This window comes from Streptomyces tendae (genome assembly GCF_008632955.1).
Lineage (GTDB): Bacteria > Actinomycetota > Actinomycetes > Streptomycetales > Streptomycetaceae > Streptomyces.
Map to the genome: position 1 here is coordinate 3050173 of NZ_CP043959.1, position 22908 is coordinate 3073080.

A 22908-nucleotide genomic window follows, 5' to 3' on the forward strand; every position below is an offset into this window, starting at 1 on the left:
GGAGTGGTGCCGTCGAGCGGGCGCCTTGTCGGAGTGGTGCCGTCGAGCGGGCGGGGCCTCGGGGTGTGCTCCTGGACGGGGCCGTCCTCGGGGTGTGCGCTTGCACGGGCTGTCCTCAGCGATGTGCCTTGGGCGGGCCGTCATTACCGGTGCCCTTGAGCGGGCCCGGGTCGGTGTGACGAGAGCAACCCGGCCGGAGGCCGGTGCCGCGCCGTAGACTGTAGACGAAAGACAATCACCACCCAGGACGTCTGCGGTGTCACCGGCCCGTTCGCCGGGTGCACGGGCGCCGCCGAGGAGGGGACCGATGTTGTCGACAGGACTGCCCCAGGGGGCGGTGCCCCGGCTCGAACGGCCGGGTCCGCTGCGCGACCGCGTCTACGAGGCACTGCTCGAACTCATCACCACCCGCGCCCTCCGGCCGGGCCAGCACCTCGTCGAGAGCGAACTCGCGGGCCACCTCGGCGTGTCCCGCCAGCCGGTGCGCGAGGCGTTGCAGCGCCTCAACACCGAGGGCTGGGTCGACCTGCGTCCCGCCCAGGGCGCGTTCGTGCACGAGCCGACGGAGGAGGAGGCCGACCAACTCCTCACCGTCCGCACCCTGTTGGAGGCGGAGGCGGCCCGGCTGGCCGCGAGCAACGCGGACAGCGAAGGGGTGCGGGCCCTGGAGGGGATCCTCGCCGAGGGCTCGGGGCCGTCGAGGCCGACGACGTGGACGCCGCCGTGGCGCTCAACGCCCGTTTCCACGCCAAGGTGATGGAGCTGGCCGGCAACGCCGTGCTCGCCGAACTGGCCGCCCAGGTCGACCGGCGGGTGCGCTGGTACTACACGCCGGTCGCCCGGCAGCGCGGCGCCCAGTCCTGGGTGGAGCACCGGGAGTTGATCGCGGCGATCGCCGCGCGCGACGAGCAGTCGGCGACCCGCCTGATGCGGGAGCACACCGAGCACACCCGCCGGTCGTACCACGCCCGGACGGACGGCTGAGGAGCCACGAAGCCTACGGGTTTCCGGCCAGACCGCGGGCGGTCCGGGCGAGTCGAGCCCGCCCCGCCCGTCGGCGCGCGGCACCGCACGATGCCTGGTCCCGACGCGTCCGAACCCGTACCGACCGGGTCCTCCCGGGGCCCCGCGCCCCCCTCTTTGTCCTGAGAGTGGAAAAAGTAGGGGGCAATTCCTGCGCGACTTCTTCCCACCTCCGGCAGGCGCTGCTACTTTCCCATCCGAAAGCACGCCACACACGTGGCCGGAATCCGGCGCGCACAGCCGACGAGGCGGGGAGGGGCTCGTGAGACGCATGACAGCGCGACCCGCGAACGCCCATCAGGCACGACTGCTCAGGCTGCTGCGCGACGGCGGACCCAACTCCCGTGCCCAGCTGGGCGACCAGGTCGACCTGTCCCGGTCGAAGCTGGCCGTGGAGGTGGACCGGCTGCTGGAGACGGAACTCGTCGTGGCCGACGGACTCGCCGCCTCGCGCGGCGGCCGCCGCTCCCACAACATCCGCCTCAACCCGCACCTGCGCTTCCTCGGCGTCGACATCGGCGCGACCTCGGTCGACGTCGCCGTCACCAACGCCGAACTGGAGATCCTCGGACACATCAACCAGCCGATGGACGTGCGCGAGGGACCGGTCGCGGTCTTCGAGCAGGTGCTGGCCATGGCCGCCAAGCTGAGGGCCACCGGGCTCGCGGAAGGGTTCGACGGCGCCGGCATCGGCGTCCCCGGACCGGTCCGCTTCCCCGAGGGCATCCCGGTGGCGCCGCCGATCATGCCCGGCTGGGACGGCTTCCCCGTGCGGGAGGCGCTCAGCCAGGAGCTCGGCTGCCCGGTCATGGTCGACAACGACGTGAACCTCATGGCGCTCGGGGAGCAGCACGCGGGCGTCGCCCGCACCGTCGCCGACTTCCTCTGCGTCAAGATCGGCACAGGCATCGGCTGCGGCATCGTCGTCGGCGGTGACGTCTACCGCGGCACGACGGGCAGCGCGGGCGACATCGGGCACATCCAGGCCGTGCCCGACGGCCGTCCGTGCGCCTGCGGCAACCGGGGCTGCCTGGAGGCGCACTTCTCCGGCGCGGCACTGGCCCGGGACGCGACGGAGGCCGCCGAACAGCGGCTCTCCGCCGAACTCGCCACCCGGCTGGAGGCGAACGGCACGCTCAGCGCCGTCGACGTCGCCGCCGCGGCCGCCGCCGGTGACGCCACCGCCCTCGACCTGATCCGTGAGGCGGCAACCGCACCGGTCAGGTCATCGCCGGCCTGGTCAGCTTCTTCAACCCCGGCCTGGTGGTGATCGGCGGCGGGGTGACCGGCCTCGGCCACACCCTGCTCGCCGCGATCCGCACCCAGGTCTACCGCGGCTCGCTGCCCCTGGCGACGGGCAACCTGCCCATCGTCCTGGGGGAGTTGGGCCCCACCGCCGGTGTCATCGGCGCGGCCCGTCTCATCAGCGACCACCTGTTCTCACCCGCGTAGGCCCACGCCGGGGCGGCACCCGCCGCGACCGGCCCTCAGCACCACCCGGCGCGGACCAACCCGCCCGGCACCAGCACCACCCGGGACGGGTCCGCCCGCCCGGCACCAGCACCGACCGGGGCGAGTGCACCGCCCGGCACCACTCGGCGCGGGCCCGCCCGCACCGACCCGGACTGCACCACCGCCGGCACGGGCGCCGTCCCGTACCGGCACGCAGGCACCACCCGCCGGCGCGGCACCACACCCTCGCCGGCGCGCAAGGCACCACCTCGCCGGTGCGACAGCCAGCCGCACCGGCACGGACCGCACGACCCGCCGGGGCGGAAGCCGCCCGTTCCGGCACGCGAGGCACGACCCGCCGGGGCGAGCGCTGTCCGGTACCGGCGGTGCACGGCACCAACCGTGCCGGTGCGGAAGCCACTCGCACCCGCACGGACCGCACGACCCGCCGGGCGGAAGCCGCCCGTTCCGGCGGTGGAACGCACCACCCGTCGACGCGGGGCGCCGCCCCGTACCCGTACGAGCCGCACCACCCGCCGGCGCGGGAGCCACCCCGCCCCGGTGCGAGCCGCATCACCCGTCCCGAAACCACACCACGCCGCCGCTCAGCTCCGCCCTGCCAGAAAACGCTTGCCCCGCGCGGGGCCGGTAGACAGCCGGCCCCCGTCAGGGGCCAGGCACCGCCTGCCCCGCGAGGGGCCACCGGCCCCGTACCGCCCGCCGAGGGGAATCCGCATGGCACCAGAACCACCGCTGCTCACCATGTCCGGCATCACCAAGTCCTTCCCGGGAGTCCGGGCCCTGGACGGCGTCGACCTCGACGTCCAGGCCGGCGAGGTGCACTGCCTGCTCGGCCAGAACGGCGCCGGCAAGTCCACCCTCATCAAGGTGCTGGCCGGCGCCCACCAGCCCGACACGGGCACGATCCGCTGGCGCGGCGACGACGTCACCCTGCGCTCGCCGATCGCCGCCATGCGCCTCGGCATCGCCACCATCTACCAGGAACTCGACCTGGTGGAGCACCTGTCGGTCGCGGAGAACGTCCACCTCGGCCACGAACCCACCGCCGCCGGCTTCGTCGTCCGCGGACGCGCCGCCAAGGCGTCCACCGCCGACCTGCTGAAGCGGCTCGGGCACCCCGAGATCGACCCGGGCCGGCTGGTCGGCGACCTCTCCGCGGCGCACCAGCAGATCGTGTCGATGGCCCGCGCCCTCTCGCACGACGTACGGCTGATCGTGATGGACGAGCCGTCCGCCGCGCTCGACCCGGACGAGGTCGACAACCTCTTCCGCATCGTCGGCGACCTGACCGCCGAGGGCGTCGCCGTCGTCTACATCTCCCACCGGCTGGAGGAGATCCGCCGCATCGGCGACCGCGTGACCGTGCTGAAGGACGGCCGGGCGGTGGCCCGCGGGCTGCCCGCCAGGTCGACGCCCACCAGCGAGGTGGTCTCGCTGATGACGGGACGCAACGTCGAGTACGTCTTCCCGCCCCGCCCCGCCGCCGCACCGACCGCGGGCGAACCGGTGCTGACCGTCGAAAACCTGTCCCGGCAGGGCGAGTTCGCGCCACTCGACCTCCAGATCCGCCCCGGCGAGATCGTCGGTCTCGCCGGACTCGTCGGGTCCGGGCGGTCCGAGATCCTGGAGACCGTCTACGGCGCCCGCAAGCCGGACACCGGCCGGGTCCTCGTCGACGGCAAACCCCTCCGCCCGGGCAGCGTCCGCGCGGCCGTCCGCGCCGGACTCGGCCTCGCGCCCGAGGAACGCAAGGCGCAGGCCCTGCTGATGCTGGAGTCGGTCACCCGCAACGTGTCCGTCTCCTCGATGTCCCGCTTCGCACGGGCCGGCTGGATCGACCGCGGCGCCGAACTGGGGGCGGCGCGCGCGGCGGTCCGCGAACTCTCCCTGCGGCCCGACAACCCCGACGTGCCCGTGCGCACCCTGTCCGGCGGCAATCAGCAGAAGGCCGTGCTCGCCCGCTGGCTGCTGCGCGGCTGCCGGGTGCTGCTGCTCGACGAACCCACCCGGGGCGTCGACGTCGGCGCCCGCGCCGAACTGTACGCCGTCGTGAGGCGGCTGGCCGACGAGGGCCTCGCCGTGCTGCTGGTCTCCAGCGAGGTGCCCGAGGTCCTCGGCCTCGCCGACCGCGTCCTGGTGCTGCGCGAGGGCACCGTCGTCCACACGGCGCCCGCCCGCGAACTCGACGAACACCGTGTACTCGACCTGGTCATGGAAGGAAGCCCGGCGTCATGACGCAGCCCGTCTCCCCGCCGCGGGACAGCACCGACAAGGTGCCGTCGGCCGCCGAGAAGCCCGCCTGGCGGGCCGTGTTTTTCCGCGCCGACGTGCGCACCCTGTCCCTGCTCGGCGTACTCGCCGTGCTGATCCTGATCGGCGGCCTCACCAAGCCGGACCAGTTCCTGGACACCCGCAACCTCCAGCTGGTCCTCACCCAGGCGTCCGTCATCGGTGTCGTCACCGTCGGCATGACCTTCGTGATCATCTCCGGCGGCATCGACCTGTCGGTCGGCGCGATCGTCGCCCTCGCCTCGGTGTGGGCCACCACCGTCGCCACCCAGGAGTACGGCTTCGCCGGCATCCTCTTCACCGCCGTCCTGGTCGGACTCGGCTGCGGCCTGGTCAACGGGGTGCTCATCGCGTACGGCGGGATGGTGCCGTTCATCGCCACCCTCGCCATGCTCGCCTCCGCCCGCGGCCTCGCCCTGCAGATCACCGACGGGCGGACGCAGATCGTCACCGTCGACAGCGTCCTCGATCTCGGCGAGCGCGACGCCTACGTGCTGGGCGTCCCCCCGCTGGTGCTGGTGTTCGCCGCGGTCACCGTCATCGGCTGGCTGGTCCTGAACCGCACCACGTTCGGCCGCCGCTCCGTCGCCGTCGGCGGCAACGCGGAGGCCGCCCGGCTGGCCGGCATCGACGTCCGCCGCCAGCGGCTCTACCTGTACCTGCTGTCCGGGCTGTGCTGCGGCATCGCCGCGTTCCTGCTGATCGTGCTGGCCGGCTCCGGCCAGAACACCAACGGCAACCTCTACGAACTCGACGCCATCGCCGCCGCGATCATCGGCGGCACCCTGCTCACCGGGGGCCGCGGCACCATCGTCGGCTCCGTCCTCGGCGTCCTGATCTTCACCACCATCACCAACATCTTCGCCCTGAACAACCTGCAGACCGACGTCCAGCAGATCGCCAAGGGCGCGATCATCGTCGCCGCCGTGCTGGTCCAGCGGCGTACCGCGAGCACGACCTGAGGGAAGGGTTCACCGCCATGCCAGAGCCGACGTTCACCAGCCGCAGAGGGCTTCTCTTCGGAGCCGCCGCCGTCTCCGCCGGCGCCCTCGTCACCGGCTGCACCAGCAACGAGCCCAGCGGCGGCGACGAGCCCGCCGCCGACAACCAGCCGGCCGCCGACGACAAGCCCGGCAAGCAGGTCACCATCGGCTTCGCCGGACCGCAGGCCGACCACGGCTGGCTCAACGCAATCAACGACAACGCCAAGAAGCGCGCCGAGAAATACTCCGACGTCACGCTGGAGAGCACCGAGGGCTCCAACGACACGGCCCAGCAGATCGGCCAGATCGAGACCCTCATCAACAAGAAGGTCGACGTCCTGGTCATCCTGCCGGCCGACGGCAAGGCGCTCACCCAGGTCGGCCTGAAGGCCATGCGCGCCGGCATCCCGGTCGTCAACCTCGACCGCATCTTCAACACTCCGCAGGCGTACCGCTGCTGGGTCGGCGGTGACAACTACGGCATGGGCCTGAACGCCGGGCACTACATCGGCGAGAAGCTCAAGGACAAGTCCGACGCCAAGGTCATCGAGCTGGCCGGCCTGGACAACCTGGAGCTGACCAAGCAGCGCACCCAGGGCTTCGACGACGCGCTGAAGAACTACCCGAACATCCGCAAGGTGGCCCGCCAGGCCGCCGAGTTCACCGTCGAGTCCGGCCAGGCCAAGATGGCGCAACTGCTCCAGGCCCAGTCGCAGTTCGACGCGCTGTGGAACCACGACGACGACCAGGGCGTGGGCGCCCTGCGCGCCATCGAACAGGCCGGCCGGGACGACTTCCTGATGGTGGGCGGCGCCGGGGCGCTCTCCGCGTTCGAGGCCATCAAGGCCGACAACGGAGTCCTCAAGGCCACCGTCCTGTACCCGCCGACCATGGCCGCCTCCGCCATCGACCTCGCTCGCGCCCTCGGCCAGGGCAAGGGCATCGGCGGCCTGGCCGAGTTCGAGATCCCCTCGTCGGTGACCTGCTACTCGGCCGTCGTCGACAAGGAGAACGTCGACCAGTACATGCCCACCGGCTTCCGGTGAGGAGCCCCGCTCCACGGGCCTGACCAGCCCACCGGGCGGGGACCGCCCCGCCCGTCACGACGACGAGGAGGACTTCCGAATGGCACAGCCGCAAGCGTCCGAAGGGGCGGAAACGGGGAAGCCACCGCTGCGCATCGGCATGGTCGGTTACGCCTTCATGGGCGCCGCCCACTCCCAGGGCTGGCGCACCGTGGGACGCGTCTTCGACCTGCCGCTCCGCCCCGACATGGCCGTGATCTGCGGCCGGGACGCCGACGCCGTGCGGGCGGCGGCCGACCGGCACGGCTGGGCGGAGGCCGGGACCGACTGGCGCGCGCTGGTGGAGCGCGACGACATCGACCTCGTCGACATCTGCACCCCCGGCGACAGCCACGCCGAGATCGCGCTGGCCGCGCTGGCCGCGGGCAAGCACGTGCTGTGCGAGAAGCCCCTCGCCAACACCGTCACCGAGGCGGAGGCGATGGCCCGCGCCGCACAGGACGCGCAGGCCCGCGGCCAGGTCGCCATGGTCGGCTTCAACTACCGCCGGGTGCCCGCCACCGCACTGGCCCGGCGGATGGTGGAGGAGGGCCGCATCGGCACCCTGCGGCACGTGCGGGTGGTCTACCTCCAGGACTGGCTGGTGGACCCGCAGTTCCCGCTCACCTGGCGGCTGCGCCGGGAACAGGCGGGATCCGGCTCGCTCGGCGACCTCGGCGCGCACATCGTCGACCTCGCCCAGTACCTGGCCGGCGAGCAGCTCGCGGGCGTCTCCGCGCTCACCGAGACGTTCGTCAAGGAGCGGCCGCTGCCCACCGCGCCCAGCAGTGGCCTGGCCGCCGTCTCCTCGGCGGGCACCGGGCCGGTCACCGTGGACGACGCCGCCCTGTTCACCGGCCGGTTCACCTCCGGCGCCCTGGCGTCCTTCGAGGCCACCCGGTACGCCACCGGACGCAAGAACGCCCTGCGGATCGAACTCAACGGCGAGCGCGGCTCGCTCGCCTTCGACCTGGAGCGGCTCAACGAGCTGGAGTACCACGACGGCACCGGGTCCGCGACGCACGGCGGCTTCCGCCGGATCCTCGTCACCGAGCCCGACCACCCCTACCTCGACGCCTGGTGGCCGCCGGGCCACGGCCTCGGCTACGAGCACACCTTCGCGCACCAGGCCCGCGACCTGGTCCACGCCGTCGCCGAGGGCCGCAGCCCCGAGCCGTCCTTCGCCGACGGACTCCAGGTGCAGCGGGTCCTCGCGGCGGTGGAGGAGAGCGCCGAGAAGAACGCCGTCTACACCCCGATCGCCGCCTGAGGAGGACGGATACGGATGCCGCGCAACTTCACCCTGTTCACCGGCCAGTGGGCCGACCTGCCACTCGAGGAGGTCTGCCGGCTCGCCCGTGACTTCGGCTACGACGGCCTCGAACTCGCCTGCTGGGGCGACCATTTCGAGGTGGACAAGGCCCTCACCGATCCGTCCTACGTGGCGGGGCGCCACCAGCTCCTCGACAAGTACGGGCTGAAGTGCTGGGCGATCTCCAACCACCTGGTGGGCCAGGCGGTCTGCGACGCCATCATCGACGAACGCCACCAGGGCATCCTGCCGCCCCGCATCTGGGGCGACGGCGAACCCGAGGGCGTACGACAGCGGGCGGCCGCCGAGATCAAGGACACCGCGCGCGCCGCGGCCCTCCTCGGCGTCGACACCGTCATCGGATTCACCGGCTCCGCCATCTGGCACCTGGTCGCCATGTTCCCGCCCGCCCCCGAGTCGATGATCGAGCGCGGCTACGAGGACTTCGCCGAGCGGTGGAACCCGATCCTGGACGTCTTCGACGCCGAGGGCGTGCGCTTCGCCCACGAGGTGCACCCCAGCGAGATCGCCTACGACTACTGGACCACCGTGCGCGCCCTGGACGCGGTGGACCGGCGCCCGGCGTTCGGACTGAACTTCGACCCGTCCCACTTCGTGTGGCAGGACCTCGACGCGGTCGGCTTCCTGTGGGACTTCCGCGACCGGATCTACCACGTCGACTGCAAGGAGGCCCGCAAGCGTCTGGACGGCCGCAACGGGCGGCTCGGCTCCCACCTGCCGTGGGGCGACCCGCGGCGGGGCTGGGACTTCGTCTCCGCGGGCCACGGTGACGTGCCCTGGGAGGACGTGTTCCGCATGCTGCGCTCCATCGACTACCAGGGCCCCGTCTCCGTCGAGTGGGAGGACGCCGGCATGGACCGCCTCCAGGGCGCCCCGGAGGCGCTGAAGCGCCTCAAGGCGTTCGACTTCGATCCGCCCACCGCGTCCTTCGACGCGGCCTTCAACAACTGACCGACGCGGGCCCGGCGACAGGCCGGGGACGGGGGCCGGCGAAGCCGTCGGCCCCCGCTCCGGCCTGCCCGGAACCCGCTTTGTCCTCTCGTGGGAAAAAGTTGAACCAGTCGCGGTCCAAGGGGTGTTGCCCCAGGAAGAACGCGGTTACCGTCCCTGAAGTGTTCAGGACACCCACGCCTCCGGGGTGACGGCGCACCCCGGCGCCCGCACGATCAGCACCTGTTCCGTACGGCCCCATCCCGTTCCCGGAGGGACTTCGTGCACAGAAGAAGACTCAAATCCACCCGCACCACGACACGCCCCGCCTTCCGCACCACCCTCGCCCTCGTCACGGGCCTGCTGCTGGCCGTGGGCACCCCGGCCACCGTCGCCGGCGCCCACCCCGGCCACCCGGAGCACGACCAGCCGGCCGCGGCCGAGGGCCAGTTCCAGCAGGTTCCGCTCGCCAAGGGCGAGCCCGAGACGGGCGAGCCGATGTCGCTCGCCGTGCTGCCGGACCGCAGCGTGCTGCACACCTCCCGGGACGGCACCCTGCGCCTCACCGACGCGGGCGGCACCACCAAGGTCGCCGGCCGCCTCGACGTGTACAACCACGACGAGGAGGGTCTGCAGGGAGTCGGGGTCGACCCCGACTTCGAGACCAACCGGGCTATCTACCTCTACTACGCCCCGCCGCTCGACACCCCCGCCGGGGACGCCCCGGAGAACGGCACCGCCGCGGACTTCGCCAAGTTCGACGGCGTCAACCGCCTCTCCCGGTTCGTGCTGAACCCCAACGGGACCCTGGACCTCTCCAGCGAGAAGAAGGTCCTCGACGTCGCGGCCTCCCGCGGCACCTGCTGCCACGTCGGCGGCGACATCGACTTCGACGCCGAGGGCAACCTCTACCTGTCCACCGGCGACGACACCAACCCCTTCGCCTCCGACGGCTACACGCCGATCGACGAGCGGCCGGACCGCAACCCCGCGTTCGACGCGCGCCGCAGCTCCGGCAACACCAACGACCTGCGCGGCAAGATCCTGCGCATCAAGGTCGCCGAGGACGGCTCCTACACCATCCCGGAGGGCAACCTCTTCCCGCCGGGCACCGACAAGACCCGTCCCGAGATCTACGCGATGGGCTTCCGCAACCCGTTCCGCATCAGCGTGGACGAGAAGACCGGCATCGTCTACGTCGGTGACTACGGTCCCGACGCCGGCGCCGCCAGCCCCACCCGCGGCCCCGCCGGACAGGTCGAGTTCGCCAAGGTGACGAAGGCCGCCAACTTCGGCTGGCCGTTCTGCACCGGCGACAACGACGCCTACGTCGACTACGACTTCGCCACCGGCGCCTCGGGTGACAAGTTCGACTGCTCCGCGCCGAAGAACACCTCCCGGCACAACACCGGCCTGGTCGACCTGCCGCCCGCCCAGCCCGCCTGGATCCCCTACGACGACGGCTCCGTCCCCGAGTTCGGCACCGGCTCCGAGTCCCCGATGGGCGGCCCGGTCTACCGCTACGACCCCGACCTGGAGTCCTCGGTGAAGTTTCCCGAGGAGTTCGACGGCGACTTCTTCGCGGGTGAGTTCGGACGCCGCTGGATCAAGCGCATCGAGCAGAACGAGGACGGCTCGGTCGCGAAGATCAACGACTTCCCGTGGACCGGCACCCAGATCATGGACATGGAGTTCGGCCCCGACGGCGCGCTCTACGTCCTCGACTACGGCCTCTCCTGGTTCCAGGGCGACCAGTACTCCGGGCTGTACCGCATCGAGAACGCCGAGGACGGCTTCTCCCCGATCGTCGGGGTGACCGCCGACCGGACGTCCGGCGCGGCCGGACTGAAGGTCACGTTCACCGCCACCGCCGAGGACGCCGACTCCCCGGAGCTCACCTACGCCTGGGACTTCGGCGACGGCACCAAGGGCGAGGGACTCACCCCCACCCACAAGTACAAGAAGGTCGGCACCTACACCGCGACCTTCACCGCAACCGACCCCGAGGGCAACACCGGCAACGCCAGCGCCCGGATCGTCGTCGGCAACACCGAGCCGACGGTGAAGATCGAGGTCCCCGGCAACGGCAGCCTGGCCGCCTTCGGTGAGCCCGTGCCGTTCAAGGTCACCGTCACCGACCCCGAGGAGACGATCGACTGCTCCAAGGTCAAGGTCGCCTACAGCCTCGGCCACGACTCCCACGCCCACGAGCTCACCAGCGAGACGGGCTGCGAGGGCACCCTCAAGCCGCCCGCCGGTGACGGCGGCCACGACCCCAACGCCAACATCTACGGTGTCGTCGGCGCCAGTTACACCGACGGCGGAGCCAACGGCCAGGAGGCGCTGACCGGCACCGCGCGCACCGTCGTCCAGCCGCTGCACCGCCAGGCCGAGCACTTCACCGCCCAGTCCGGCGTGAACGTCTTCGACAAGACGCAGGCCAACGGCGGCAAGACCGTCGGTGACATCCACGACGGCGACTGGATCTCCTTCAGCCCCTACCGCTTCGACGGGCAGAAGAAGATGACCGTACGGGCCTCCTCCGGCGGCTCCGGCGGCTTCGTCGAGCTGCGCACCGGCTCGCCCGAGGGCCCGCTGCACGGCTCGGCGTACATCCCGCCGACCGGCAGCTGGGAGACGTTCCAGGACGTCGACGTCCCGCTGCGGGCACTGCCGAAGAAGACCACCGAGATCTACCTGGTCTTCAGGGGCGGTGACGGCGCGCTGTACGACGTGGACGACTTCGAGTTCTCCGACGAGCCGTTCAAGCAGGGCAAGAAGGTCCTGGTCTTCTCGAAGACCGCCGGCTTCCGGCACGACTCCATCGAGACCGGCGTCGCCGCCCTGAAGGAACTCGGCGCCCCGGCCGGCATCTCGGTCACGGCGACCGAGGAGGCCCGGCAGTTCACCACCGCCAACCTCGCCAAGTACGACGCGGTGGCCTTCCTGTCCACCACCGGTGACGTGCTGAACGCCGAGCAGCAGCAGGCGTTCGAGAACTACGTCAAGAACGGCGGCGGCTACATGGGCATCCACGCCGCCGCCGACACCGAGTACGACTGGGAGTTCTACGGCGGACTCGTAGGCGCGTACTTCCACTCGCACCCGGCCATCCAGAAGGCCACCGTGCGCGTCGAGGACCACGACCACCCCGCGACCGCCCACCTGGACGACGCGTGGGAACGGACCGACGAGTGGTACAACTACCGCACCAACCCGCGTGAGCAGGCCAAGGTCCTCGCCACCCTGGACGAGACCACCTACCAGGGCGGCAACATGAAGGGCGACCACCCGATCGCCTGGTGCCAGACCTATGGCGGCGGCCGCTCCTTCTACACGGGCGGCGGCCACACCAAGGAGTCGTACGCCGACGAGGCCTTCCGCACCCATCTGCTCGGCGGTCTGCAGTACGCCACCGGCCAGGTGAAGGCGGACTGCAAGCCGGACAAGGGCTACCGGAAGATCTTCAACGGCCAGACCCTGGACGGCTGGAAGCAGGCCGGCCCCGGCAAGTTCAACGTCGTGGACGGTACCCTGCAGTCCGAGGGCGGCATGGGTCTGCTCTGGTACCAGGCCAAGGAGCTGGGGTCGTACTCGCTCAAGCTCGACTGGAAGATGAGCGGCGACGACAACTCCGGTGTCTTCGTGGGCTTCCCGGCCTCCGACGACCCGTGGTCGGCGGTCGACAGGGGTTACGAGGTCCAGATCGACGCGACGGACGCGGTGGACCGCACCACGGGTGCGATCTACACGTTCAAGGCGGCGAACATCAAGGCCCGTGACCAGGTGCTGCGCCCGCCGGGGCAGTGGAACTCCTACGAGATCAAGGTCCAGGGCGAGCGGCTGCAGGTGTTCCTCAACGGAGTCAAGATCAACGACTTCACCAACAAGGACCCGCAGCGGAGCCTGACCGACGGGTACATCGGTCTGCAGAACCACGGGGCCGCGGACCATGTGTCCTTCCGCAACATCCAGCTGAAGGAACTGCCCTCCTAGGGCACCGAGAACGGCGGCGGGCGAAGGACGCCGGACCTCCGCCCCCGGGCCTCGCGGCCCGACACCCCGTCGAGCAGGGCCTGCATCCAGCAGGTCGTGACCGGCACCCGCCGAGCAGGGCCGGCACCCCGCCGATCCTGGCCTGCACCCCGCCGAGCAGGGGCCTGCATCCAGCAGGTCCGTGACCCGGCACCCGCCGAGCAGGGCCGGCACCCCGCCGATCCTTGGCTGGCACCCGTCGAGCAGGGGCCTGCATCCAGCAGGTCCGTGACCCGGCACCCGCCGAGCAGGGCCGGCACCCCGCCGATCCTTGGCCTGGCACCCCGTCGAGCAGGGGCCTGCATCCAGCCTGCAGCAGGTCCGTGACCCGGCACCCGCCGAGCAGGGCCGGCACCCGCCGATCCTTGGCCTGGCACCCCGTCGAGCAGGGCCTGCATCCAGCAGGTCCGTGACCCGGCACCGCCGATCCTTGGCCTGGCACCCCGCCGACCAAGGGCCGGCACCCCGCCGGCCCTTGGCCCGGCACTCTGGTCGGCCTTCGGGTCCGGCATCCGCCGGCCCCGGATCGGCACCCCGCCGGTCTTCGGCCCGGCACCCTGTCCGTCCCTCGGACCGAGCGCATGCCCGGTCCTGATTCCGGCACCGCACCTGGGCCTGGCCGGGTCCAGCGCCCCACTCACGGCTCAAGCACTACGTCCGGCTCATGGCCCAGGTACAACGCCTGGTCCCGGGCCGGGCACCGGGCCTGGCCTTCGGGCAGGGCACCGGGCCTGGTTCTCGGGTCAGGCATCGGCTTGGTTCTCAGGCCCACAGTGCCCGGTTCCCGGGCCGGGCACCGCGTCCGGCTTTTGGGCCATGGCACACCGTCCGGCCCATGGGCCGGTGAACCGCCGGGCCCCGGGCCCGGTGCACCGCACCGCTCGCCGGGCCCGGCCGCCGGCCGGGTCCGCCTGCCGGGCCCCACGGCCCGGCAACCCGGCCGGCCCCCGGGCCGGGCACACCGCACGGCTCGGGAACCGGCGCACCGCCGGTTCCCGAGAACCGGCAACCCGCCCGGCCCCGGGCCGGCGTACCGCCACCCGGTTCGCGTTCGACAAGGAGGCTGCCCATGTCCGCCGAACCGTCGTCCACCCCACTCCCACCACCCCACCGCCGCTTCCCCCTCCGCTCCCGCCACGGCGTCTGGTTCGTCGGCGCCCGTGGGTCCGTGGCCACGACCGCCGTCGCGGGCTGTGCCGCCGTCGCCGCCGGTCTCCACCCGGCGACCGGCATGGTCACCGAGACGGCCGACTTCGCCGCGTGCGGTCTGCCATCGTTGTCGTCCCTCGTCTTCGGCGGGCACGACACCGTCGACTGCCCGCTGCCCAAGCGCGCCGAGCACCTCGCCGACGGCGGTGTCCTGCCGCACGGCCTGCCCGCCGCCGTGCACGCGGAACTGGCCGCCGCCGACCGGGAGATCAGGCCCGGCGGCCCCGTACCCGGCGACACGGACACCGTCCCGGCCCGCACCGACGACGAGTGGATCGAGGTGTTCGCCGCCGACATCCGTGACTTCGTGCGCCGCAACGACCTCGCGGGCGCCGTCGTGGTGAACGTCGCCTCCACCGAGCCCGCCCCCGCGGACGGTACCCTGCCGCCCAGCTCCCTCTACGCGGCCGCCGCCCTGCGCGCCGGCTGCGCCTACGCCAACTTCACGCCCTCCACCGGCCTGCACCACCCGGCGCTGGCCGGCCTCGCCGCGTCCTCCGGCGTGCCGTACGCGGGCCGCGACGGCAAGACCGGGCAGACCCTGCTCCGCTCCGTGCTCGGCCCGATGTTCCAGCAGCGCGCCCTCGCCGTGCGTGCCTGGTCCGGCACCAACCTGCTGGGCGGCGGTGACGGTGCCGCCCTCGCCGACCCCGCGGCGGCCGCCGCGAAGAACGCGGGCAAGGAACGCGTCCTCGCCGACACCCTCGGCGCGGCGCCGCAGGGCGAGGTGCACATCGACGACGTGCCCGCGCTGGGGGACTGGAAGACCGCCTGGGACCACGTCGCCTTCGACGGATTCCTCGGCTCCCGCATGATCCTGCAGACCATCTGGCAGGGCTGCGACTCCGCCCTCGCCGCGCCGCTGGTGCTCGACCTGGCCCGGTTGCTGGTGCGCGCCCAGGAGAAGGGCCTGGCCGGACCGCTGGGCGAACTCGGCTTCTACTTCAAGGACCCCGTCGGCGACGGCCCGTCGTCCCTCGGCGAGCAGTACACGGAGCTGCGACGCTTCGCCGCACGCCTGCGCGACGACGCGGGGACAGCGAGGCCCGGCGATGACCCGCCTCGCGTCCCCGCACCGGACCGCCCCGCCCGCCCCTGTGGCCCCGGACACCACCTCCGGGGTCGGCACCCCGGCACCCGGGACCACCCCGTCGGCCGCCCCACGCCCTGGCCGAGCCGCCGCCTGGGCCGAACTGGTGCGCCTGCCCGCGCTGTTCACCGTCCCCGGCGACACCCTGGCGGGCGTGGCGGCGGCCGGCCGGACCCCGGGAGTCCGCGCGCTGCTCCCCGTCGGCTCCTCCCTGTGCCTGTACGCGGCCGGCATGGTGCTGAACGACTGGGCCGACCGCGCCGAGGACGCCGTGGAACGCCCGCACCGCCCCCTCCCGTCCGGACGGGTCCGCCCGCCGCCGCGTTCGCCGCCGCCTGCGGACTCACCGGCGCCGGACTGCTGTTCGCCGCCCGTGCCGGCCGGCCCGCCCTCGCGGTGGCCGCGCCGCTGGCGGCGACCGTGTGGGCGTACGACCTGGCGCTGAAGCACACGCCCGCGGGCCCCGCCGCCATGGCCGCCGCCCGTGCGCTGGACCTGCTGATGGGCGCGGCGGCCGCCGGTGACACCAAGGCCGCCGTGCCCTCCGCGGCCCTGCTCGGCTGCCACACCCTCGCGGTCACCGCCGTCTCCCGGCGCGAGACCACCGGGGGCTCGGCGACGGCCCCGCTCGCGGCCCTCGCGGCGACGGCCGTCCTGACCGGCGTGGTCACCCGTGGCCGTACCCGACTCCCGGCAGGCCGGCGGGCAGCAGCCGCCCCCGGCCTGCCGGGTTCCACCCCGGGCGGCGCCCGGCCCGCACCCGCCGGCGCCCTCACCGCCGCGCTGGCCGCCGCGTACGCCGCCACGGCCGCGCGGCGGTACTTCCACGCCGCGCTCAACCCCTCACCCCCGCTCACCCAGCGCGCCGTCGGAGGCGGCATTCGCGCCACCGTCCCGCTGCAGGCCGCGCTCGCCGCCCGGTCCGGCGCGCCCGTCACGTCCCTGCTGATCGCCGCCCTGGCCCCTGCGGGCCGGGCGTTCGCCCGCAGGCGCGCCATGAGGAAGGTGAGCATCACATGACCCCGCACGAGCCCTCGGCGCTGCCGCTGCGTTTCGGCTACGGCACCAACGGCCTCGCCGACCTCCGCCTCGACGACGCCCTCGCCCTGCTGGCGGACCTCGGCTACGACGGCGTGGGCCTGACCCTCGACCACATGCACCTCGACCCGCTCGCCCCCGACCTCGCCGCCCGCACCGGGCGGGTCGCCCGCCGGCTGGACGAACTGGGGCTCGGCGTCACCGTGGAGACCGGCGCCCGCTACGTCCTCGACCCCCGGCGCAAACACGGCCCGTCCCTGCTCGACCCCGACCCCGACGACCGGGCGCGCCGCGTCGACCTGCTGCTGCGGGCCGTGCGGGTGGCGGCCGACCTCGGGGCGCACGCTGTGCACTGCTTCAGCGGCACCGTGCCCGACGGCACCGACGAGGACACCGCCTGGAAACGCCTCGCCGAGTCCTTCGCCCCGGTACTGGACGCCGCGTCCGCCGCGGGCGTCCCGCTCGCCGTCGAACCGGAACCCGGCCACCTCCTCGCCACCCTCGCCGACTTCCACCAGCTGCGCCGCGCCCTCGGCGACCCCGAGCCGCTCGGCCTCACCCTGGACGTCGGCCACTGCCAGTGCCTCGAACCCCTCGCACCCGCCGACTGCGTCCGCGAGGCAGCCCCCTGGCTGCGCCACGTGCAGATCGAGGACATGCGGCGCGGCATCCACGAACACCTGCCGTTCGGGGACGGCGAGATCGACTTCCCACCCGTCCTCGCGGCCCTCGCCGCCACTGGGTACCAGGGGCTGACGGTCGTCGAACTGCCCCGCCACTCCCACGCCGGCCCCCGCTTCGCCGCCCACTCCCTGCCGTACCTCCGCCGCGCCGCCCGGCTCGCGGCACGGACCACCAGCGGTCCCTCCACCGTCCCCTCCCACGGCGATCCCTCCGCCACCCCCGAAGGGAGCACCACCCCATGACCCGCCCGCACGCGATCCCGGCCGGCCCGGAGGCCGACACCACCGGCAGACCGGCCACCCCCGGTGACGGCACCACCCCCGCCCTCACCCCGCCCGCGGACCTGCGCCGCCACCTCGCGGCACGGCTCGACGGCGCCGCCCGTGCCTGGTTCGACCAGGCCCTGGACGAGGCCACCGCCCACCCCGGTACCCACGGACCGATCTCGGTGTGGGAACTGCGCCTCGCCGAGGCGGGCCGCCGCTGCGGCCCCGAGCACGCCGAGGCCGCCCGCGTCCTCATCCTGCACGCGGCCCGCGCCGACGCCGGCGCCCTGACCCGGGTCTACTTCCAGGGCACCGCCGACGAACGCCGCGCCGTCCTGCATGCCCTGCCCCACCTGGTGCCCGGACCGGAGGCGCTCCCGCTCGTCGAGGACGCCCTGCGCACCAACGACACCCGGCTGGTCGCCGCCGCGCTCGGCCCCTACGGAGCCCGCCACCTCGACGCCCACGCCTGGCGGCACGCCGTACTGAAGTGCCTGTTCACCGGCGTCCGCGTGGACCTGGTCGCCGACCTCGCCCGGCGTGCCCGGGGCGACGGCGAACTCGCCCGCATGCTCGGCGACTACGCCGCCGAGCGCACCGCCGCCGGCCGCACCGTCCCGGAGGACCTGCACCACGTCCTGGCCCTGACCGAGTCCACCGGCCCGGCACCCGGCACGGACCACCCGCACGGCCCGGACGTCCCCCACGGCAAGGAGTCCTGATGCGCATCTTCGACCCCCACATCCACATGACGTCGCGCACCACCGACGACTACGAGGCCATGTACGCCGCGGGCGTCCGCGCCGTCGTCGAGCCCTCCTTCTGGCTCGGCCAGCCCCGCACCTCCCCGGCCTCCTTCTTCGACTACTTCGACTCCCTCCTCGGCTGGGAACCCTTCCGCGCCGCCCAGTACGGCATCGCCCACCACTGCACCCTCGCCCTCAATCCCAAGGAGGCGGGCGACCCGCGCTGCGCACCCGTCCTGGACGCGCTGCCCCGCTATCTGGTCAAGGACAACGTCGTGGCCGTCGGCGAGATCGGCTACGACTCCATGACCCCCGCCGAGGACACCGCCCTCGCCGCCCAGCTGCAGATGGCCGCCGACCACGGCCTGCCCGCGCTGGTGCACACCCCGCACCGCGACAAGCTCGCCGGACTGCGCCGCACCCTCGACGTGGTCCGCGAGTCCGCGCTGCCGGTGGAGCGGGTGCTGATCGACCACCTCAACGAGACCACCGTCAAGGAGGCCAAGGACAGCGGCGCCTGGCTCGGCTTCTCCGTCTATCCCGACACCAAGATGGACGAGGAACGGATGGTCGCCATCCTGCGCGCCCACGGCCCCGAGCAGGTGCTGGTGAACTCCGCCGCCGACTGGGGGAGGAGCGACCCGCTGAAGACCCGCAAGGTCGCCGACCTGATGCTCGCCGAGGGCTTCACCGAGGACGACGTCGACCGCGTGCTGTGGCGCAACCCGGTCGCCTTCTACGGCCTCAGCGGCCGCCTGAACCTCGACGTCACCGCCCCCGGCGCCACCCACGAGGGCAACTCCATCCTGCGCGGCGCCCCCAGAGACGAGCCACGGCCGGACGCCGCCTCCGCCACGGGGGCGTGAGCCATGCGCTTCCGCCACCCCGACGGCTCCACCGTCCACCTCGCCTACTGCACCAACGTCCACCCGGCCGAGACCCTCGACGGCGTCCTCGCCCAGCTCCGCGACCACTGCGAGCCCGTCCGCCGGCGCCTCGGCCGGGACCGGCTCGGCATCGGCCTGTGGCTGGCCAAGGACGCCGCCCGCGCCCTGGTGACCGACCCCGCCGCCCTGCGCGGACTGCGCTGCGAACTGGAACGGCGCGGCCTGGAGGTCGTCACCCTCAACGGCTTCCCCTACGAGGGCTTCGGCGCCGAGGAGGTCAAGTACCGCGTCTACACACCGGACTGGGCCGACCCCGAACGCCTGGAGCACACCACCGCCCTCGCCCGCGTGCTGGCCGGACTGCTCCCCGACGACGTCACCGAGGGCAGCATCTCCACCCTGCCGCTGGCCTGGCGCACCGCCTACGACGACGAGCGCGCCGAAACCGCCCGCACCGCCCTGCGCACCCTCGCCGAGCGGCTCGACGCGCTCCAGGAGCTGACCGGACGCTCCGTCCGCGTCGCCCTGGAACCCGAACCGGGCTGCGTCGTCGAGACCACTCGTGACGCCATCGCTCCCCTCACCGCGGTCGGCCACGACCGCGTCGGCATCTGCGTCGACACCTGTCACCTCGCCACCTCCTTCGAAGACCCGCACACCGCCCTGGACGACCTCGGCCGCGCGGGCGTCCGCGTGGTCAAGTCCCAGCTGTCCGCCGCCCTGCACGCCGAACAGCCGCACCTCCCCGAGGTCCGTGAGGCCCTGGCCGCCTTCGCCGAACCCCGCTTCCTGCACCAGACCCGCACGGCCACGGCCGCGGGCCTGCGCGGCACCGACGACCTCGACGAGGCCCTGGCCGGCGACGCCCTGCCCGACGGGGGCCCCTGGCGCTCCCACTTCCACGTCCCGCTGCACGCGGCCCCCGCCGCGCCCCTCACCTCCACGCTCCCCGTCCTGACCTCCGTGCTGACCCGGCTGGTCGGCGGCCCGCACCCGCTCACCCACCACCTGGAGGTGGAGACCTACACCTGGCAGGCCCTCCCGCCCGAGCTGCGCCCCCGCGGCCGCACCCAGCTCGCCGACGGCATCGCCGCCGAACTCACCCTGGCCCGCGACCTGCTGACGGACCTCGGCCTGAAGGAACTCCCATGAGCGACCCCACCCCCCTGCTCGTCCTCGACGTCGTCGGCCTCACCCCGCGCCTGCTCGACCACATGCCGCACCTGAAGTCCCTCGGGCAGTCCGGCTCCCGGGCCCCGCTCGGCACCGTCCTGCCCGCCGTCACCTGCGCCGCCCAGTCCACCTTCCTCACCGGCACCATGCCCTCGGAACACGGCATCGTCGGCAACGGCTGGTACTTCCGCGAACTCGGCGACGTCCTGCTGTGGCGGCAGCACAACGGCCTCGTCTCCGGCGACAAGCTCTGGGACGCCGCCCGCCGCGCCCACCCCGGCTACACCGTCGCCAACATCTGCTGGTGGTACGCCATGGGCGCGGACACCGACATCACCGTCACCCCCCGCCCCGTCTACTACGCCGACGGCCGCAAGGAACCCGACTGCTACACCCGGCCGCCCGCCCTGCACGACGAACTCACCGAGAAGTTCGGCACCTTCCCGCTGTTCCACTTCTGGGGACCCGGCGCCGACCTGGTGTCCAGCCGGTGGATCATCGACGCCACCCGCCACATCATGCACACCCGCCACCCCGACCTGACGCTCTGCTACCTCCCTCACCTCGACTACGACCTGCAGCGCTTCGGTCCCGACGACCCGCGCTCCCTGAAGGCCGCCACCGACCTCGACGCGGCCCTCGCCCCGCTCCTCGACGACGCCCGCGCCGAGGGCCGCACCGTCGTCGCCCTGTCCGAGTACGGCATCACCCGCGTGAACCGGCCGGTGGACATCAACCGCGCCCTGCGCCGCGCCGGCCTGCTCGAGGTCCACACCCAGGACGGCATGGAGTACCTCGACCCGATGGCCTCCCGCGCCTTCGCGGTCGCCGACCACCAGATCGCCCACGTGTACGTACGCCGCCCCGAGGACCTGGACGCGGCCAGGGAAGCCCTGGACGGACTGCCCGGCATCGAGCAGCTCCTCGACGACGAGGGCAAGAAGGCCCACCACCTCGACCACCCGCGGGCCGGTGAGCTCGTCGCCGTCGCCGAACCCGACGCCTGGTTCACGTACTACTACTGGCTCGACGACGACCGCGCGCCCGACTTCGCGCAGCTCGTCGAGATCCACCGCAAACCCGGCTACGACCCGGTCGAGCTCTTCATGGACCCGCACGACCCCTACGTCAAGGTCAAGGCGGCCGGCGCGCTGGCGCGCAAGAAGCTCGGCATGCGCTACCGCATGGCGGTCGTGCCTCTCGACGCCTCACCTGTCCGCGGCAGCCACGGCCGCCTCCCCGCGAGCGACGACGACGGTCCGCTCCTCATCTGCTCCACCCCCCGCGCTGTCGGAGACCGCGTCGCGGCCACCGACGTGAAACAACTCCTGCTCCGGCTCGCCGGGCTCGGCTGACACCGCACCACGCACGGCCGCCGAGATCCGACTACCGAGAGTGAAACACACGGCACTGACAACGGCCGTCCCGCAGCCGCCGGGACCGGCCACGACCGAGAAGGCAGGCACCCGTGACCCCGTACTCCGATCCCTCGCGCAGCGACGCCGCCCCTCTGACCGACACCCCTGACGAGGCGCTGCGCCGCAGCCTCGGCGTCGGCCGGCGCCGCTTCCTGAGCACCTGCACCGCCGTGGCGGCCGGCGCCGTCGCCGCCCCGGTCTTCGCCGCCGCCCCCGCCCTGGCCCACGGCAGAGACCACGGCCACGGCCATGGCCACGACCACGGTCGCGGTCAGGTGCTGGTCCCGCCGCACAAGCGCGGCATCATCCTCTACACCGTGCGCGACGCCACCGCCCGCGACCCGCTCGCCGGCGACCTGCCCTCCGGCTTCCGCGAGGTCTTCAAGCAGCTCGCCCGGCACGGTTACCGGCAGGTCGAGTTCGCCGGCTACAACCAGCACGCGAACGCCCCGGGCGGCGCGAGCCTGGAGTCGGTCGAGGGCGCCCGGCTGCTGCGCTCCTGGCTCGACGAGTACGGCCTGCGGGCCCAGGGCAACCACGGATTCATCCCGTCGTCCTGGCCCCTGACCGCCGCCGACAAGGACACCTTCAAGAAGCACCTGGAGATCGCCAACATCCTCGGCATGGACCACATGGGCACCGGTGGCGACCCCACCGGCAGCTCCTACCGCGCCGACTGGGACGTGGCCGCCGACAAGTGGAACGCCCTCGGTGAGATCGCCCGCCGTGCGGGCATCAAGCTCTACACCCACAACCACGACAGCGCGTACGGCTTCCTGCTCGACCGGGGCCCGCTGGACGACCAGGGCCGGCCGACCCGCAGTTCGGGCATCCGGAAGCTGGAGTACTTCCTGAAGGTCACCGACCCGAAGACGGTCTGGCTGGAGATGGACATCTTCTGGGCGCACGTCGCCCAGTACAAGTTCCACACCTACACCGCCCCCGACGGCTCCACCCGCCGGAACGTCTTCGACCCGGCGGGCCTGGTCACCCGGTACAACAAGCGCTACCCGCTGTTCCACGCCAAGGACGGGGTGGTCGACACCACCAACGGCATGGGCTGGGACATGGTGCCGTTCGGCACCGGGGACATCGACTACACGACGTTCTTCTCCCGGGTGGGCCTGACCCACTACCGCAACCCGATGGTGGAGGACGACAACTCCCCGAGCGCCACCGACCCCGCGCAGTCGCTGCGCGAGGCCAAGATCAGCTATGACAACATGGCGGCCCTGCGCAAGCGCCGCCGCTGACCGGGCGACGACGG

At 72.9% G+C, this 22908-nt stretch carries 12 protein-coding genes and 4 pseudogenes; all 16 read left to right on the forward strand.

Annotated features, from left to right (window positions below; translation table 11 throughout):
* The first annotated feature begins 307 nt into the window (after nt 1-307).
* A pseudogene (locus F3L20_RS14135) lies at nt 308-984 on the forward strand (GntR family transcriptional regulator).
* 310 nt (nt 985-1294) lie between these two features.
* Nucleotides 1295-2475: pseudogene (locus F3L20_RS14140) on the forward strand (ROK family protein).
* A 735-nt stretch (nt 2476-3210) separates the two neighbouring features.
* On the forward strand, nt 3211-4731 hold the full coding sequence (locus tag F3L20_RS14145; RefSeq protein ID WP_145826329.1) for a sugar ABC transporter ATP-binding protein: 1521 nt from the start codon (nt 3211-3213) through the stop codon (nt 4729-4731).
* Nucleotides 4728-5747, forward strand: a complete 1020-nt coding sequence (locus F3L20_RS14150; RefSeq protein ID WP_150154697.1) for an ABC transporter permease — start codon at nt 4728-4730, stop codon at nt 5745-5747. Before F3L20_RS14145 ends, F3L20_RS14150 begins: the two co-directional genes overlap by 4 nt.
* 17 nt (nt 5748-5764) lie before the next feature.
* Nucleotides 5765-6814 carry a substrate-binding domain-containing protein gene (locus tag F3L20_RS14155; RefSeq protein WP_150154698.1) on the forward strand — a complete coding sequence of 350 codons (1050 nt, stop codon included), beginning with the start codon at nt 5765-5767 and terminating at the stop codon, nt 6812-6814.
* A gap of 79 nt (nt 6815-6893) precedes the next feature.
* A complete protein-coding gene (locus tag F3L20_RS14160) occupies nt 6894-8102 on the forward strand; it encodes a Gfo/Idh/MocA family protein (protein WP_167534524.1) in 1209 nt (402 codons plus the stop codon).
* A 15-nt stretch (nt 8103-8117) separates the two neighbouring features.
* Nucleotides 8118-9116: a sugar phosphate isomerase/epimerase family protein gene (locus F3L20_RS14165; RefSeq protein ID WP_150154699.1), complete on the forward strand. Its 999-nt coding sequence runs from the start codon at nt 8118-8120 to the stop codon at nt 9114-9116.
* A 261-nt stretch (nt 9117-9377) separates the two neighbouring features.
* Nucleotides 9378-13091 carry a ThuA domain-containing protein gene (locus tag F3L20_RS14170; protein WP_150154700.1) on the forward strand — a complete coding sequence of 1238 codons (3714 nt, stop codon included), beginning with the start codon at nt 9378-9380 and terminating at the stop codon, nt 13089-13091.
* 1108 nt (nt 13092-14199) lie between these two features.
* A pseudogene (locus tag F3L20_RS14175) lies at nt 14200-15366 on the forward strand (inositol-3-phosphate synthase); the annotation flags it as partial.
* Between the two features lie 25 nt (nt 15367-15391).
* Nucleotides 15392-16449 (forward strand): annotated as a pseudogene (locus tag F3L20_RS14180) (SCO3242 family prenyltransferase).
* A complete protein-coding gene (locus F3L20_RS14185) occupies nt 16446-17393 on the forward strand; it encodes a sugar phosphate isomerase/epimerase family protein (RefSeq protein ID WP_150154701.1) in 948 nt (315 codons plus the stop codon). Before F3L20_RS14180 ends, F3L20_RS14185 begins: the two are co-directional and overlap by 4 nt.
* Nucleotides 17390-18139: an EboA domain-containing protein gene (locus tag F3L20_RS14190; protein ID WP_150154702.1), complete on the forward strand. Its 750-nt coding sequence runs from the start codon at nt 17390-17392 to the stop codon at nt 18137-18139. The genes F3L20_RS14185 and F3L20_RS14190 overlap by 4 nt, the downstream gene beginning before the upstream one ends.
* Nucleotides 18139-19029: a TatD family hydrolase gene (locus F3L20_RS14195; RefSeq protein WP_145826320.1), complete on the forward strand. Its 891-nt coding sequence runs from the start codon at nt 18139-18141 to the stop codon at nt 19027-19029. The genes F3L20_RS14190 and F3L20_RS14195 overlap by 1 nt, the downstream gene beginning before the upstream one ends.
* 3 nt (nt 19030-19032) lie before the next feature.
* Nucleotides 19033-20202, forward strand: a complete 1170-nt coding sequence (gene eboE, locus F3L20_RS14200) for a metabolite traffic protein EboE (protein WP_150154703.1) — start codon at nt 19033-19035, stop codon at nt 20200-20202.
* Nucleotides 20199-21578 carry a nucleotide pyrophosphatase/phosphodiesterase family protein gene (locus F3L20_RS14205; RefSeq protein ID WP_150154704.1) on the forward strand — a complete coding sequence of 460 codons (1380 nt, stop codon included), beginning with the start codon at nt 20199-20201 and terminating at the stop codon, nt 21576-21578. The genes eboE and F3L20_RS14205 overlap by 4 nt, the downstream gene beginning before the upstream one ends.
* Before the next feature lie 113 nt (nt 21579-21691).
* Complete coding sequence (locus tag F3L20_RS14210) at nt 21692-22894, forward strand: sugar phosphate isomerase/epimerase family protein (RefSeq protein WP_150154705.1); 1203 nt, start codon at nt 21692-21694, stop codon at nt 22892-22894.
* Nucleotides 22895-22908: the final 14 nt, after the last annotated feature.